General features: G+C 73.6%; 17 protein-coding genes. 12 read left to right on the forward strand and 5 right to left on the reverse strand.

The genetic code is table 11. The annotated features are described in order from the left end of the window. The first annotated feature begins 30 nt into the window (after positions 1-30). The 8 genes from WCD74_RS19110 to WCD74_RS19145 all read left to right on the forward strand — a co-directional run bounded on the left by WCD74_RS19110 (position 31) and on the right by WCD74_RS19145 (position 7,559). Positions 31-1,059, forward strand: a complete 1,029-nt coding sequence (locus tag WCD74_RS19110; RefSeq protein WP_337696461.1) for an NAD(P)-dependent alcohol dehydrogenase — start codon at positions 31-33, stop codon at positions 1,057-1,059. Between the two features lie 44 nt (positions 1,060-1,103). Beyond that, on the forward strand, positions 1,104-2,159 hold the full coding sequence (locus WCD74_RS19115; protein WP_337696462.1) for an amidohydrolase family protein: 1,056 nt from the start codon (positions 1,104-1,106) through the stop codon (positions 2,157-2,159). Continuing rightward, a complete protein-coding gene (locus tag WCD74_RS19120; protein ID WP_337696463.1) occupies positions 2,156-2,884 on the forward strand; it encodes a metal-sulfur cluster assembly factor in 729 nt (242 codons plus the stop codon). The genes WCD74_RS19115 and WCD74_RS19120 overlap by 4 nt, the downstream gene beginning before the upstream one ends. A 113-nt stretch (positions 2,885-2,997) precedes the next feature. Beyond that, positions 2,998-3,639 (forward strand): hypothetical protein, encoded by a 642-nt coding sequence (locus tag WCD74_RS19125; RefSeq protein ID WP_337696464.1) that lies wholly within the window; start codon positions 2,998-3,000, stop codon positions 3,637-3,639. After that, on the forward strand, positions 3,636-3,884 hold the full coding sequence (locus tag WCD74_RS19130; protein ID WP_337696465.1) for a hypothetical protein: 249 nt from the start codon (positions 3,636-3,638) through the stop codon (positions 3,882-3,884). Before WCD74_RS19125 ends, WCD74_RS19130 begins: the two co-directional genes overlap by 4 nt. 2 nt (positions 3,885-3,886) lie before the next feature. Beyond that, on the forward strand, positions 3,887-4,390 hold the full coding sequence (locus WCD74_RS19135) for a bifunctional nuclease family protein (protein ID WP_337696466.1): 504 nt from the start codon (positions 3,887-3,889) through the stop codon (positions 4,388-4,390). Beyond that, positions 4,390-5,601, forward strand: coding sequence for an Nramp family divalent metal transporter (locus WCD74_RS19140; protein WP_337696467.1), 1,212 nt, complete (start codon positions 4,390-4,392; stop codon positions 5,599-5,601). The genes WCD74_RS19135 and WCD74_RS19140 overlap by 1 nt, the downstream gene beginning before the upstream one ends. Before the next feature lie 152 nt (positions 5,602-5,753). After that, positions 5,754-7,559 carry a sigma-54-dependent Fis family transcriptional regulator gene (locus WCD74_RS19145; protein WP_337696468.1) on the forward strand — a complete coding sequence of 602 codons (1,806 nt, stop codon included), beginning with the start codon at positions 5,754-5,756 and terminating at the stop codon, positions 7,557-7,559. Here the strand turns inward: WCD74_RS19145 and WCD74_RS19150 are convergent. After that, positions 7,540-8,550 carry an IclR family transcriptional regulator gene (locus tag WCD74_RS19150; protein WP_337696469.1) on the reverse strand — a complete coding sequence of 337 codons (1,011 nt, stop codon included), beginning with the start codon at positions 8,548-8,550 and terminating at the stop codon, positions 7,540-7,542. The genes WCD74_RS19145 and WCD74_RS19150 overlap by 20 nt on opposite strands. 165 nt (positions 8,551-8,715) lie before the next feature. Between WCD74_RS19150 and WCD74_RS19155 the strand changes: the two genes are divergently transcribed. The 3 genes from WCD74_RS19155 to WCD74_RS19165 all read left to right on the forward strand — a co-directional run bounded on the left by WCD74_RS19155 (position 8,716) and on the right by WCD74_RS19165 (position 10,353). After that, positions 8,716-8,895 carry a PspC domain-containing protein gene (locus WCD74_RS19155; RefSeq protein ID WP_337696470.1) on the forward strand — a complete coding sequence of 60 codons (180 nt, stop codon included), beginning with the start codon at positions 8,716-8,718 and terminating at the stop codon, positions 8,893-8,895. Between the two features lie 112 nt (positions 8,896-9,007). Beyond that, on the forward strand, positions 9,008-9,403 hold the full coding sequence (locus WCD74_RS19160) for a hypothetical protein (RefSeq protein WP_337696471.1): 396 nt from the start codon (positions 9,008-9,010) through the stop codon (positions 9,401-9,403). 59 nt (positions 9,404-9,462) lie between these two features. Then, entirely contained in the window at positions 9,463-10,353 is an 891-nt protein-coding gene (locus tag WCD74_RS19165; RefSeq protein ID WP_337696472.1) for a slipin family protein, read from the forward strand. Here WCD74_RS19165 and WCD74_RS19170 read toward each other — a convergent pair. The 3 genes from WCD74_RS19170 to WCD74_RS19180 form a co-directional block, all read right to left on the reverse strand. Then, complete coding sequence (locus WCD74_RS19170) at positions 10,341-10,526, reverse strand: DUF1707 SHOCT-like domain-containing protein (RefSeq protein WP_337696473.1); 186 nt, start codon at positions 10,524-10,526, stop codon at positions 10,341-10,343. The two genes, WCD74_RS19165 and WCD74_RS19170, sit on opposite strands and share 13 nt — an antisense overlap. Before the next feature lie 100 nt (positions 10,527-10,626). Then, positions 10,627-11,874 (reverse strand): RNA polymerase sigma factor, encoded by a 1,248-nt coding sequence (locus tag WCD74_RS19175; RefSeq protein ID WP_337696474.1) that lies wholly within the window; start codon positions 11,872-11,874, stop codon positions 10,627-10,629. Next, positions 11,871-12,233, reverse strand: a complete 363-nt coding sequence (locus tag WCD74_RS19180) for a YciI family protein (RefSeq protein ID WP_337696499.1) — start codon at positions 12,231-12,233, stop codon at positions 11,871-11,873. The genes WCD74_RS19175 and WCD74_RS19180 overlap by 4 nt, the downstream gene beginning before the upstream one ends. An 86-nt stretch (positions 12,234-12,319) precedes the next feature. On the opposite strand from WCD74_RS19180, the gene WCD74_RS19185 reads away from it, so the two are divergent. Next, positions 12,320-12,754 carry a YybH family protein gene (locus tag WCD74_RS19185; protein WP_337696475.1) on the forward strand — a complete coding sequence of 145 codons (435 nt, stop codon included), beginning with the start codon at positions 12,320-12,322 and terminating at the stop codon, positions 12,752-12,754. Here the strand turns inward: WCD74_RS19185 and glsA are convergent. After that, positions 12,742-13,731 carry a glutaminase A gene (gene glsA, locus WCD74_RS19190; protein ID WP_337696476.1) on the reverse strand — a complete coding sequence of 330 codons (990 nt, stop codon included), beginning with the start codon at positions 13,729-13,731 and terminating at the stop codon, positions 12,742-12,744. The genes WCD74_RS19185 and glsA overlap by 13 nt on opposite strands. Position 13,732 lies beyond the last annotated feature (1 nt).

Genomic DNA, 13,732 nt, shown 5'->3' on the forward strand with positions numbered 1-13,732 from the left:
TCCCCGAAGCGTCGTCGAAGGAGCAGATCCGTGAAGGCCGTCCGCGTCCACCAGTACCAGCAGGACCCGTCACTCGACGACATCGCCGAGCCCAAGCTGCAGGGCCCGCTCGACGTCATCGTCAAGATCGGTGGGGCCGGGGTGTGCCGTACCGACCTGCACATCGTCAACGGGGACTGGAAGGACATCCAGAACCCCGACCTGCCCTACGTGATCGGGCACGAGAACGCCGGCTGGGTCCACGAGATCGGGGACGCGGTCACCAACGTCAAGGTCGGCGACACGGTGATCCTGCACCCGCAGCCCTCGTGCGGGCTGTGCCTGGCGTGCCGGGCCGGGCGGGACATGCAGTGCACCGGCGACGCGTTCTTCCCGGGGTTGTCGAACAACGACGGCGGGATGGCCGAGTACCTGCGCACCACCGCGCGGGCGTGCGTGAAGCTCAACCCGGACACCAACCCGGCCGACGTGGCCGCGCTCGCCGACGCCGGCATCACCGCCTACCACGCGGTGCGCAAGTCGGTGCCCTACCTGTACCCGGGGACGACGGCGGTGGTGCAGGGCGTCGGCGGGCTGGGCCACATCGCGGTGCAGGCCCTGGCCGCGCTGACCGCGACGAAGATCATCGCGGTGGACCGGAACCCGGCCGCGCTGGAGCTGGCGAAGAAGATCGGCGCCGAGGAGACCGTGGTCGCCGACGGCAACCACGTGCAGGCGGTGCAGGACCTCACCGGCGGCGGCGCCACGGTCGTCTTCGACTTCGTCGCCGAGCAGGGCGCCGAGATCGACGCCTGGGCCATGACCGGCCCGGCCGGCTACTGCTTCGTCCTGGGCTACGGCGGCGAGTTCCGGGCGCCCACGCTCGATTTCGTGGCCGGCGAGAAGAACGTCATCGGCAACATCGTCGGGACCTACAACGACCTCGCGGAACTGATGGTCCTGGCCCAGGCCGGGAAGGTCACGCTCCACACCGTCCAGTACCGCCTCGACCAGGCCCTGGACGCCCTGCACGACCTCGACGCGGGCAAGGTCCGCGGCCGAGCCATTCTCGTGCCCTGAAGACAGCCGCAAGAAAACCACCACGAACTGCGGAGGGACCACACATGTACGAGAAGGACGGGGAGAAGTACTTCGTCGTCGACTCCCACATGCACTACTGGGACGCGTCGCCGGAGAACTGGGTCCAGGGCGCGGAGCAGTACGCCAAGGGCTGGATCGAGTGCTTCCACGCCTACCAGGGCCTCGGCCCCGCCGACACGCACCAGCCGATCGAGGAGTTCCAGAAGGTCTCCGAGGAACAGCTGATGCGCGAGGAGTTCGAGGAGGGCCACGTCGACGTCGCGATCTTCCAGTCGACCTACCTGCGCGAGTGGTACAAGAACGGCTTCAACACCACCGAGCGCAACGGCTCGCTGTTCGAGAAGCACCCGGACAAGTTCATCGTCAACACCCGCTTCGACCCGCGCGACGGCGACGCCGGCATGCGCGAGTTCGAGGAGAACCAGAAGCGCTTCGGCTCGATCGGCGCGAAGCTCTACACCGCGGAGTGGAACGGCGACTCCCGCGGCTACAAGCTCTCCGACCCGGAGTGCTACCGGTTCCTCGAGCGCGCCCAGGAACTCGGCATCAAGAACATCCACGTCCACAAGGGCCCGACGATCTGGCCGCTGGACAAGGACGCCTTCGACGTCTCCGACGTCGACCACGCGGCCACGGACTTCCAGGGCCTGAACTTCATCGTCGAGCACGTCGGCCTGCCGCGCATCGAGGACTTCTGCTTCATGGCGACGCAGGAGCCCAACGTCTACGCGGGCCTCTCGGTGGTCGTCGGCGGCCTGATGCACGCCCGCCCGCGGTTCTTCGCCAAGGTGATGGGCGAGCTGCTGTTCTGGGTCGGCGAGGACAAGATGACCTTCGGCTCGGACTACAACATCTGGACGCCGAAGTGGCAGGTCGAGGGCCTCGTCGACTGGAGCATGCCCGAGGGCGAGGAGTTCGCCGACTACCCGCGTCTCGGCACCGAGGGCAAGAAGAAGATCCTCGGCCTCAACGCCGCCAAGCTCTACGGCATCGAGGTGCCGGCGGAGTGCCAGGTCTCCGGCACCCCGGCCGCGCAGGACGACGCGGAGCTGGTCGAGCGCGAGGTGGCCCAGGCATGAGCATCTCCTTCCTCACCCGTCCGACGGCCGAGGAGGTCGTCGGGCGGGTGTGGGAGGCGCTGCGCACGGTGCGCGACCCCGAGCTCGACACCGACATCGTCTCGCTGGACTTCGTCGGGTCGGTCGAGATCGACAGCGATGACGACCGGGGCCGGGTCGCCCGTGTCTCCCTGCGCCTGCCCACCTACTTCTGCGCGCCCAACTTCGCGTTCCTCATGGTCGCGGACGCCTGGGACGCCGTGTCCGGCGTCGACGGCCTCACCGACGTCGAGGTGACGCTCGTCGACCACTTCGCCTCGGACGCGATCAACGCCGGGGTCGCCGCCCGCGCCGGGTTCGTGCACTCGATGGCCGGGACCGACGTCGGGGAGGCCGTGGCGGAGCTCCACGAGCTGCGCCGCACCTTCACCGAACGCGCCCTCATGGCCGGCACCGACCTCGTCGTCCGGCCGCTCGTGCGCGAGGGCGCGACGCCCGAGCAGGTCGCCGCCATGACCCTCGGCGACGCCCCGGCGACCGACGACCTGCGCCGCCTGCGGGCCCGCCGTCGGGAACTGGGGATCCCGGCCGGCGACGCCGACCCGCTGGTGGTCGACCCGAGCGGGCGCACCGTCGGGGTCGAGGCCCTGCCGCTGCACCTGCGCAAGGCCCGCTCCTACCAGGTCGGCGTGGACGCGAACACCAGCATCTGCCGCGGCCAGCTCGCGGTCCGCTACGGCCTGTAGGTCGCCCGCGCCGCCAGCCCCGGCGGAACGAACGACCCGTTCGTGCAGGAAGAGGCCACGAACGGGTCGTTCGTCCCGTGGGCCCACCATCACCACCCGGGAGGGAACGCGCCATGACCGACGTGGCACCACCACGCACCGTGCGACGAATCGGGTCCCCCGCCGCCGCCGCCCTCGCCGACCTGGCCGCCATCTTCGACGACCTGCAGACCGTCCTGCTCTGCTGCGAGCGGCTGATCCCAGCGGTGCGGCCCGGTGTCGGGAAACAGTTCGACGAGGTCGTGGTCGAGTCGCTGTGGACCACCGCCCTCATCTCGTACTCGCGCTGCTTCGCGGGCGGCGAGCGGGGCATGGGGCTGACCGAGGACGACGTCGAGGGCCTCGAGCTCAAGGGCGAGAAGCTCGCCTGGCACCGGATGCTGCGGCGGATCAAGAAGCACTACGCGGACCCGGCCGCCAACCCGCGGGAGACGTTCACCGTCGGGATCGCCGTCACCGACGGGGTGCCGGCCGGGGTCGCGATCACCTCGGCGCACCAGGACCCGGTGGACGAGCAGACCGTCCGGCAGACCGGCGCGCTGGCGTTCGCGCTGTCCAAGCTGGTCGACTCCCGGATCGCCGAGCACCAGGCCACCGTGCTGGAGGGGGCCCAGGCCCTCACCGCGAAGGAGCTCGAGACCCTCGACGAGATCGAGGTGACCGGCGACGGTGCCCCGCCGCCGCGGCCGGAGGACGACGCGGAGGGGACGTCGTGAGCGGGGAGGAGAAGTTCAACCCCTGGACGGTGGTGAACCTCGTCTTCGACCACCTCTCCGGGCAGGGCCTGCACCCGGTGCTCGGGGAGGCGGGGGATCCGTCCGCGGCGGCGGCGGAGCTGCTGCGCGCGCTCGGGATCACCCCGGGTGACCCGTCGTGGGCGCGGGGCCAGGACGCGGAGCAGATCCAGGACCAGCTCGCGGAGATCCGGGCCCTGTTCGACCCTGTCCAGGGGGAGCGCTAGCCGTGGAGGAGCTCCACCTGGTCACCCTGGTGGTCCACCGGGTGACGCGGGAACCGCTCGCCGTGCTGGCCGACGCCGACGAGGACCGGTGCCTCGTCGTCGCGGTCCGCCGGCCACAGGCCGAGGTGATGGCCACCGGCCCGCACCCGACCCGGGACGACGACGCCCGGCTGACCCAGGACCTCGTCGCCGACGTGGCGGCGGCCCTGGGCCGGTTCCTCACCGGCGCGGAGATCACCGACCTCGTCGACGAGCGCTTCCGCGCCGTGCTGCGGCTCGACGACGGCACCACGGTGCCGGTGCGGCCCAGCGACGCGCTCGCGGTCGCGGTCCGGGATGCGCTGCCGATCTCCGTCGCCGATCATGTGATGGCCGAGGCCGGGCAGTCCTGGCGGGAGCTGCAGGGCGAACAGCCGCACCCGCAGAGCGTGGAGGTCGACGAGATGCGGGCGTTCCTGGACCAGGTGACACCGGACGACTTCCGCCCCGAGAGCGGCGAGGGTTGATGTTCCGACGTTCCCCGGTGGTCCTGGCGGGCCCCGCCTTCGTGGCGTCGGTCGCCTACGTCGACCCGGGCAACGTCGCCACCAACTCGGTCGCCGGCGCGACGTCCGGCTACGCCCTGGCCTGGGTGGTCGTGGGGGCCGGGCTGATGGCGATGCCGGTGCAGTACGTGGCGGCCAAGGTCGGCATCGCCACCGGCCGTAGCGTCCCGCGGTCGGCCAAGCAGGTGATGAACAAGCCGACCCGGGTGTTCATGTGGCTGCAGGCCGAGGTCGTGGCGATGGCCACCGACGTCGCCGAGTTCCTCGGGGCCGCGGTCGGGCTGCAGCTGCTGTTCGGGCTCGGGCTGCTCGAGTCCGGGCTGATCACGGCCGCGGTGTCCTTCGGGGTGCTCGCGCTGCAACGGCGCGGCCACCGGCCCTTCGAGGTCGGCATCGTCGCCTTCCTGGCGTTCATCGTCGTCGGGGTCGCCTTCCAGCTGTTCTCCGTCGGCATCGACCCCGGGGCCGCGGCGGCGGGCCTGGTCCCCGGGATCGGCGACTCCACCCAGCTCGTGCTCGCCGTCGGGATCGTCGGGGCGACCGTGATGCCGCACGCGATCTACGCGCACTCGGCCCTGACGGCGGGCCGCGCCCGCGGCGTCGGCCGGGCGGGCCGGACCCGGCTGCTCGGCTTCCAGCGCACCGAGGTGATCGTGGCGCTGTCGATCGCGGGCCTGGTGAACCTGTCGATGCTGCTGGTCGCGGCCGGCGTGTTCAGCGGGTCGCCGATCGCGGAGGGGGTCGACGGGCTCGAGGCCGCCCACGCCGGGCTGGGGCAGCTCGCCGGCGGGGCCGTCGCGCTCGCGTTCGCCGCGACGCTGCTGGCCAGCGGCCTGTCGTCCGCGGCGGTCGGGACCTACTCCGGGCAGGTCGTCATGGAGGGCTTCGTCGACGTCCGGCTGCCGCTGCTGGTGCGCCGGACGGTGACGATGCTGCCCGCGCTGGTGCTGCTCGCGCTCGGGACCAGCCCGACGGCCGCCCTGGTCGGCAGCCAGGTCGTGCTCTGCTTCGGCATCCCGTTCGCGCTCTACGCGCTGATGCGGGTGGCCCGCGACGAATCGCTGCTCGGTGCCGAGGCGATCGGGCGCCCGATGACGGTCCTGCTGGGGGTGATCAGCGCGATCGTGATCTCCCTGAACGTCGTCCTGATCGTGGACACGTTCGCCGGCTGACCGGCCGGTGTCTCGGATCGAGACGCCGGATGTCGCGCGAGCGCTCCGCGACGCTTCTCCGTGGCGCGGATCACCTCTACCATCGCCGGTTGCGCATCCCACGACCTCGGCCGGGCGCGGTCGCGGCGATGAGCGCGATGGCGAGGTGGCCGATGGACGAACACGCGGGTGTCCGTCTCGATCGTGCGCGGGAGCGGTTCCTCGGCGGTTCGGGCCTCGACACCGGAGTCCGGCCGGAGATCGTGCAGTCCTGGGAGCGGTCGCTGCGCGCCGGCGTGGACGCCGACGAGCTGTCCCTGCCCTACGACCCGGACCTCGACTTCGACGGCAGCCTCGTGCACTGCGCGCGGCCGGTCCTCGACGATCTCTCCGAACGGCTCTCGGGCATGTCGGTGGCGGTCGTGCTCTCCGACGCCGACGGCCACGTGCTCGACCGGCGGGTGGGCGCGGGGGAGCTGCAGCGCCGACTGGACGCGATCTCGCTGGCCCCCGGCTTCAGCTACGCCGAGGAGTTCGCGGGGACGAACGGCGTCGGCACCGCCCTCGAGGGCAACAGCCCCGCGATGGTCATCGGCGCCGAGCACTACACCGACCGGCTCCGCCCGTTCGCCTGCGCGGGCGCCCCCGTGCACCGTCCCGGCGGAGACCTCGCCGGCATCCTGGACGTCACGTGCCTGGCCGCCGAGGCGAACGACCTCATGCGGTTCCTGGCGCGCCAGGCCGCCCGCGACATCGAGGAGGTGCTGCGCGAGCGCGGCAGCGTCGGGTCGCGCGCGGTCATGGCCGCCTTCCGGGCCGCCTGTGCCCGCGTGCGCGGCCCCGTGCTCGCCCTCGCCGACGACTTCGTCATCGCCAACCGCGCCGCGGACGACACGCTGACCGAGGCCGACCGCGAGCTCATCGCCCGGTACGCCGCCGAGCTCCGCCGCCGCGGCCCGAGCGAGGAGCGGGCACTGCTCGACGACGGGCCGGTGCGGCTGCTGATCACCCCCGCGCCGGCCGAGCGGCCCGCCGGGGTCGTCGTCGAGGTCGTCCGCAGTACCAGCACCCTGCGCCTCGCCGGCGGGGCCGCCGCGACGCTGACCCGGACGGTGACGGCGAGCCCGTCCCCGGCGCCCGCGACCACGCGCGAGCGGCCGCTCGCCGGCCTGGCGGGGACGACGCGGTCCTGGCGCTCGACGAGCGCGGCGCTGCGCACCGCCGCCACCGCGGTCCGCAGCACGCTCGTGCTCGGCGAGACCGGGGTGGGCAAGCTGGCCGCCGTCCGGGCGGCGCACCGCGAGATCCGGCCCGCGGCGCGCCTCGTCGTCGTCGACGGCGACGGGGCGGACGCCGTCGAGGACCTGCTCGCCGTGGCCGACGACCTCGCGGACCCGGCCACCGTCGTCGTCCGGCGGCTGGAGTCGCTCGACGACGCCGGCGCGGAGGCCCTCGCGGAGCTGCTCGCCGACACCCCGGCGGAGGTGTGGATCGTCGGCCTCGTCACCGGCGACGCGGTCCCGGTGGGGCGGCCGGTGCACGACGTGCTGGGCGGCTTCGCCGGCTCGCTCGTCGTCGAGCCGCTGCGGCGCCGCCCGGAGGACGTCGCCCCGCTGGTCGACGCCCTGCTCGCGCGCCTCGCGCCCGGCCGCCGGGTCCGGTGCACCCCGGAGGCGCTCGCGCTGCTCGGCGGCGCACGGTGGCCCGGCAACGTCGCGCAGCTCTCCGACGTGCTGCGGCGCGCCCTGGCGGTCCGGCCGGCGGGCGACATCGAGGCCGGTGACCTCCCCGCCGAGGTCGCCGTGCACGGCACCCGCCGCCGGCTCACCCCGCTGGAGACCGCCGAGCGGGACCTCATCGTGTCCGCGCTCATCGAGGCACGCGGCAACCGGGTGCAGGCGGCCGCCGCCCTCGGGATGGGACGCGCGACGCTCTACCGCCGGCTGCGGGCCTTCGGCATCACCGACGTCGGGCGCTGACCCCCCGGCCGGCGCGGCGCCGGTGGGTCGCGCGCCCGACCGGGCGCCTCGGCTCGACGGCGGGTTTCCCGGCCGGCCCGGTCTCGATGTCGGCGCCGACGTCGCCGAGCCCGCAGTCCGGACACGTGCACCGTGCCGCGTCGTGGCCCGCCCCGGCCCACTCGCGCGCCGCGTCCCGGGCGACGGCCAGGACGTGGGCCACCAGGTCGTCGCCGTGCGCGGCGAACCGCCGCGAGGAGCAGGAGAGCCCGACCGCTACCGTGGAGGTGCCCGAGGGCGAGGGGATCGGGGCCGCGAGGGTGGCGAACCCGCCCGCGAACTCCTCCTCGTCGCTCGCCCACCCACGCCGTGCGACGGCGTCGAGCTCGGCGCCGAAGCGGACGGGGCAGGTCACGGTGCGCGGGGTGAGTGCCGCGAGCGGTTCCGCCGTGACGGCGTCGCGGTAGGTGGGCGACGCGGCCAGGAGCACCTTGGTGAACGCGAGGCCGTGCGCCCGCTCCGGCGGCACGTGGGTGTCCAGCCCGGGGAGCCGCGCGAGACCCTGGTGCCCGCGGACGTCGCACACGCTGGCGACGAGGGTGCCGGTGCGCCGCACCAGGTAGGCCCGCTGCCGGGTGCGCCGGTAGAGCTCGGTGACCGCCTCGGCCAGCACCGCGCCGGGCGCCGGGTCCTCCGGGCCGAGCGCGAGCGGTCCGACCGGGTCATCGCCTACGGGGGTCGACCCGTCGTCGGGACCCGTGGTCGTGGCCGGGGCCCAGGCACCCCAGGGCGGAGCAGCCCCGAGCCGGCAGCGCCCGGCGTCGTCCCGGCGGGCGTAGCCGCCCTCGCAGAGGGTGTTGACGACGTAGCGCGCGGTCGCGGCGCTCTTGCCCAGCCGGTCCGCGATCTCGGACGGGGACAGTCCTTCGGGATGGTCCCCGAGCAGCCGCAGCGCCCGCAGGACCATCGCCGCCGTCTTCAGTGACCGCGCGCCGGAGGTGTCCTCGCTCACAGCACCCGACGATAGGGAGGGACGGGGCGGGCGCCTGTCTCAGTTCGGGACACGGCGGGTGTCTCGGGGGTGACCCCGAGTGGATCCCAGGGTCGGGCACGGAGGCCGGGCCCCGCACGTTGGACGAGTGTGGTGGCACCACGACATCGACCGAGAGGAACCGCCATGGCTGCTCTGACCCGTCCCCGCGACGGCGCGATGATCGGCGGGGTGTGTGCCGGACTCGGCCAGCGCTTCGGCCTGTCCGCGAACGTCGTCCGCCTGATCTTCGTGCTGTCCTGCCTGCTCCCGGGCCCGCAGTTCATCATCTACATCGCCCTGTGGGTGATCATGCCGCGTCGCTGATCCCCGCTCCCCGGGTCGGGATTCTCAGCCGATCATCAGGCTGCGGCCAGCTTCCGTGCCGGTTTCGTCCGGATCGTCGGAGAGGACGCCGTCCGACCCGGGGAGGTCTTCCGTGAGCACCGCACCGACACCCGAGCCGACCGACCTGACCGCGTCGCAACGGCAGGTGCTCGACGACCTGGCGGCCCACGAGAACGCGTCCGACCCCGGCTACGTGCTGCGGATGAACGCCCCGGTGGGGCGGGAGGACGCACCGGCCGGCGACTCCGCGCCGGGCGTGGTCGAGGGCGCCGTCGCCCGCGGCCGTCGTCGGGACCGGATGGTGCAGGGTGCGGTGTTCGGCGTGGTCGTCGCGCTCCTGCTGCCGGTCGCGTGGACCGTGGCGCTGGTGCTGACCCTCGCGCTGGTGGTCGGCCCCACCTACCTCGTGGTGAAGGCCCTGCGCGACGGCGGGCTGCAGGGCCCGTCGTCGCGACCCGACCCGCCCGCGGACCCCGACCGCGCGTAGCGACCGATGACGTTCGCCGTCGGGTGTCCACCGGCGGCACGGGGAGAGGAGAGACGCCCATGGAGATCCTGGTCGTCCTGTTGGTGGTGGTGGCACTGGTCGTGCTGACGACCGGTGGTGCCGCCGTGCACTCCGTCCAGCAGTACCAACGCGGGGTCGTGCTGCGGTTCGGTCGGTTGCTGCCGACCGTGCGCCAGCCCGGGCTGCGGCTGATCGTCCCGTTCGTCGACCGCATGACGAAGGTGCCGGTCCAGACCACGGTGCTCGACGTCCCGTCGCAGAACGCGATCACCCGCGACAACGTGACCATCGGCGTCGACGCGGTCGTCTACTTCAAGGTGACCGACCCGGTGCGCGCGGTGGTCAACGTCGACGACTACCTGCGGGCCACCTCGCAGGTCGCCCAGACCTCGATGCGCTCGGTCATCGGCCGCGCGGATCTCGACACCCTGCTCGCCGACCGCGAGCAGATCAACGCCGAACTCCGCGCCGTGATCGACACGCCCACCGAGGACTGGGGCGTGAGCATCGACCGGGTCGAGATCAAGGACATCGCCCTGCCGGAGGGCATGCGGCGGTCGATGTCGCGGCAGGCCGAGGCCGAGCGGGACCGCCGCGCCCGCGTCATCAGCGCCGAGGGCGAACTCGAGGCCTCGGAGAAGCTGACCCAGGCCTCCGAGCGGATGAGCTCGGCGCCGGGGGCGCTGCAGCTCCGGCTGCTGCAGACCGTCACCGACGTGGCGTCGGACAAGAACTCGACGCTCGTCATGCCGCTGCCGGTCGAACTGCTGCGCTTCCTCGAGCGCGGGAGCACCGACGCCGCGGGGACCACCACGGCACCCGCCACCCCGGCACCCGCCACCCCGACGACCGACGGGCCGACCGGGACCGAGCTCGAGGAGCTCCCCCGGGCGGCGCTGACGCCGCCGGAGGCGAATCACCAGAGGTGACCGGGCAGGTCCTTCGTGAGATCGGCGAGCTCACCACGGGTCGTCGCGGCGTAGGCCGCGGCGACCCGTTCGTCGTACTCGACGGCCGACAGCCGACCGTGCTCCATCGCCCGGCCGAGCCGCTCGACGACCAGGCCCCGCTCGGCGTCGGACGCGCGCACCCCGTCGGTCATCCCCCCATTCTGCCGGGTGTCCGCGGAGAGACGTCCGGCACGATCACCGGTCCCTCACGGGGCTCGCGGACCCGGTCCGGGCCCGATGAGGGACCGGTGATCACGTGACGGGACCGGCGGTGCGCAACCGGGAGGCCCGGTCCAGCAGGTAGGCCCGTTCCGGGTCGGACAGGGCTCGGCGCGCCGCCTCCCGGTAGGCCGCGACCGCCTCGTCGCTCCGGCCGGCGGCCTCCGCGAGGTGCCCGCGGACGGCGGGCACCCGGTGGTGGTCGCGCAGTCCGGGCTCGTCGAGCGCGTCCAGGGCGGCCAGCGCGGCCTCCGGGCCCCGGACCTCCCCGAGGGCCACCAGGCGCCCGAGCCGGGCCATCGGGTCCGGCCAGAACCCGACGAGGGTGTCGTAGAGCGCGAGGACCTGCGGCCAGTCCGTGTCCTGCGCCCGGCCGGCCTCCGCGTGCACCGCCGCGATGGCCGCCTGCACCGTGTACGGCCCCGGCACGCCCTCGCGGAGCACCTCGGTGACCAGCGCCGTGCCCTCGGCGAGGCGGGTGGCGTCCCAGCGGGTGCGGTCCTGCTCGGCGAGCGGGACGAGCCGGCCGTCGGGGCCGGTCCGGGCGGCGCGGCGGGCGTCGGTGAGCAGCATGAGGGCCAGCAGGCCGAGTGCCTCGCCGCGTTCGGGCGCGTCGGCAAGGGCGTCGGCGAGCCGGCGGGTGAGCCGGATGGCCTCCTCGGTGAGGTCGGTCCGGGCCAGCACGTCGCCCGCGCTCGCCGTGTGGCCCTCGGTGAAGACCAGCGACAGGACGGCGAGGACGGCCGGGAGCCGGGCGCGGCGCTCGTCGTCGTCCGGGTCGGCGAACGTCCGCCCGACCTCGGTGAGCTTCGCCTTGGCCCGGCTGATCCGCTGCGCGACCGTGGCCTCCGGCAGCAGCAGCCCGCGGGCGATCTCCGCCGTCGTCAGGCCGCCGACGGCCCGCAGCGTGAGGGCCACCTGGCTCGGCGTGCGCAGCGCGGGGTGGCAGCAGAGCAGCAGCAGCGCGACGGTGTCGTCGCCCGGCGCCACCTCGGCCGGCGGCGGCTCGCGGCGCGCGTCCAGTTCCTCCCGACGACGGCGGGCGGTGTCGCGCCGGAGGCCCTCCACCAGGCGCCGGGTCGCCGTCGTCACCAGCCACCCGGTCGGGTTGGTCGGCAACCCGTCGGCCGCCCAGGTCTGCGAGGCCGCCACCAGGGCCTCCTGGAGGGCGTCCTCGCAGGCACCGAAGTCGCGGTGCCGGCGCGCCAGGGTCCCGAGCGCGGCCGGTGCGGCCGCGCGGAGTGCCTCGACGACCGCCGGGCCCGCGCCCGCCCCGCTCACATGTCCCAGCCGCTCATGTCGAGCACCGGCCGCACCTCGACCAGTCCCCAGACCGCGTCCGGCACGCGGGCCGCGATCTCCTCGGCGCGCTCCGCGTCGGCCACGTCCACCAGGTAGAAGCCCGCGAGGTGCTCCTTGGTCTCGGCGAACGGACCGTCCGCGACCACGGGGCTGCCCTCGGCGGTCGACACCCAGCGCGCGAGCGACGGGTCGGCGAGCCCCTCGGACGCGACGAGCTCGCCCGACCCCGCCAGCTCGCGCGTCAGGGCCAGGTGGTCGGCGCCGAACCCCGTGCGCTGCTCGGGCGTCAGCGCCTCCCAGCGCTGCGCGAAGTGGGCGTTCGAGTGCAGCAGGATCATGAACTTCACGACGACGGGTCCCTCCGGGCGGCAATTTTCTTCTGGCCGGGTGTCGAGACCGTGCCCACCGGCCTCGACACCCGGGCATGAGTACCTCGGAGATTCTCGCCGTCCTGACCGAACAGCACGACGCCATCGCGGCGGGCGACGCGGAGCGCGCGATCGCCACGTACGCGCCGGAACCCGTCGTCTACAACCTCGCACCCCCGCTGGTGCAGACCGTCACCGACGACGACGCGTCCGGCCTCGCGGAGTGGATCGCGTCGTTCACCGCGCCGCCGAAGCTCGCCCACCACGACCCGGTCGTCCACGTCGACGGCGACCTCGCGTTCGTGCACACCCTGACCTCGATGTCGGGCGACAAGGGTGGCGAGTTCACGCTGTGGTTCCGGTCGACGATCGGGCTGCGCCGCGTCGACGGGCACTGGCGGGTCGTCCACCAGCACGAGTCGGTGCCGTTCCACATGGACGGGTCGTTCCGCGCCGCCGTCGAGCTGGAGCCGGGTGGTCAGGTCCGCTGATCGGGCTGGGCGACCCGCCCGAACGTCGACTCCCCGGGGTCGGCGAACACGTGCAGCCCGAAGGTCTCGGAGAGCTCGCGGCAGAGCGCGACCCCCCGGACCGAGTTGCCGTGGACGTCGAGCCCGGGGGAGAAGGTCCCGAGCCCGAAGTACTCGGGCAGGACGCAGACGATGCCGCCGGACACCCCGCTCTTGGCCGGGATGCCGACCTCGGTGGCCCACGTCCCGGCGGCGTCGTACATGCCGCACGACATCATCACGCTGACCACGTCGCGGACGTGGCTGCGCTCCACGGCGCGCTCGCCGGTCAGCGGGTTGACGCCGCCGTTGGCCAGGGTCGCCCCCATGACCGAGAGCTCGGCCGCGGTGACCGTGATCGAGCAGGCCGACAGGTACACCTCGACGGTGCGGTCGATGTCGCCGTGCAGCATCCCGAGGGAGCGCATCAGGTAGCAGAGCCCGATGTTGCGGTCGTTGTTCGCGAGCTGCTCGTCGAGGACGGCGCGGTCGACGTCGAGGTCGGGGTTGCCGGTGTAGCGCCGGTAGCGCTCCACGATGCGGCCGACCTGGTCGCGGGTGTCGAACCCGTCGACGAGGCTCGCCGCCACCAGGGCGCCGGCGTTGATCATCGGGTTGTAGGGCCGGTTGTTGGCCTCGTCGAAGGTGATCGAGTTGAAGGGGTCGCCGGAGGGCTCGACGCCGACGTTGCGCATCACCTCGGCCCGCCCGTGGTCCTCGAGGGCCAGCGCGTAGGTGAACACCTTGGACACCGAGTGCAGGGGGAACCGGACGCTGCAGTCGCCGATCGACCAGCAGGTGCCGTCGACGTTCGTGCCCGCGACGCCGAACAGGTCGCGGTCGGCCTCGGCCTCGGGCGGGTAGTAGCTGACCACGTCGTCGAAGGGGCTGCTCCCGTGCCGGGCGTGCAACTCCTCGAGCTGGTCCTGGACGATCTGGCGTTCGGTCGGGTCCACCATG

Source organism: Actinomycetospora aurantiaca, assembly GCF_037401875.1.
Taxonomy (GTDB): domain Bacteria; phylum Actinomycetota; class Actinomycetes; order Mycobacteriales; family Pseudonocardiaceae; genus Actinomycetospora; species Actinomycetospora aurantiaca.

Bases quoted from the DNA above. Each gene is read 5' to 3' on its own strand.
- WCD74_RS19115 (WP_337696462.1), top strand. From the start codon at position 1,104: ATGTACGAGAAGGACGGGGAGAAGTACTTCGTCGTCGACTCCCACATG.
- WCD74_RS19120 (WP_337696463.1), top strand. From the start codon at position 2,156: ATGAGCATCTCCTTCCTCACCCGTCCGACGGCCGAGGAGGTCGTCGGG.
- WCD74_RS19125 (WP_337696464.1), top strand. From the start codon at position 2,998: ATGACCGACGTGGCACCACCACGCACCGTGCGACGAATCGGGTCCCCC.
- WCD74_RS19140 (WP_337696467.1), top strand. From the start codon at position 4,390: ATGTTCCGACGTTCCCCGGTGGTCCTGGCGGGCCCCGCCTTCGTGGCG.
- WCD74_RS19145 (WP_337696468.1), top strand. From the start codon at position 5,754: ATGGACGAACACGCGGGTGTCCGTCTCGATCGTGCGCGGGAGCGGTTC.
- WCD74_RS19155 (WP_337696470.1), top strand. From the start codon at position 8,716: ATGGCTGCTCTGACCCGTCCCCGCGACGGCGCGATGATCGGCGGGGTG.
- WCD74_RS19165 (WP_337696472.1), top strand. From the start codon at position 9,463: ATGGAGATCCTGGTCGTCCTGTTGGTGGTGGTGGCACTGGTCGTGCTG.
- WCD74_RS19170 (WP_337696473.1), bottom strand. From the start codon at position 10,526: ATGACCGACGGGGTGCGCGCGTCCGACGCCGAGCGGGGCCTGGTCGTC.
- WCD74_RS19180 (WP_337696499.1), bottom strand. From the start codon at position 12,233: ATGATCCTGCTGCACTCGAACGCCCACTTCGCGCAGCGCTGGGAGGCG.
- WCD74_RS19185 (WP_337696475.1), top strand. From the start codon at position 12,320: ATGAGTACCTCGGAGATTCTCGCCGTCCTGACCGAACAGCACGACGCC.
- glsA (WP_337696476.1), bottom strand. From the start codon at position 13,731: ATGGTGGACCCGACCGAACGCCAGATCGTCCAGGACCAGCTCGAGGAG.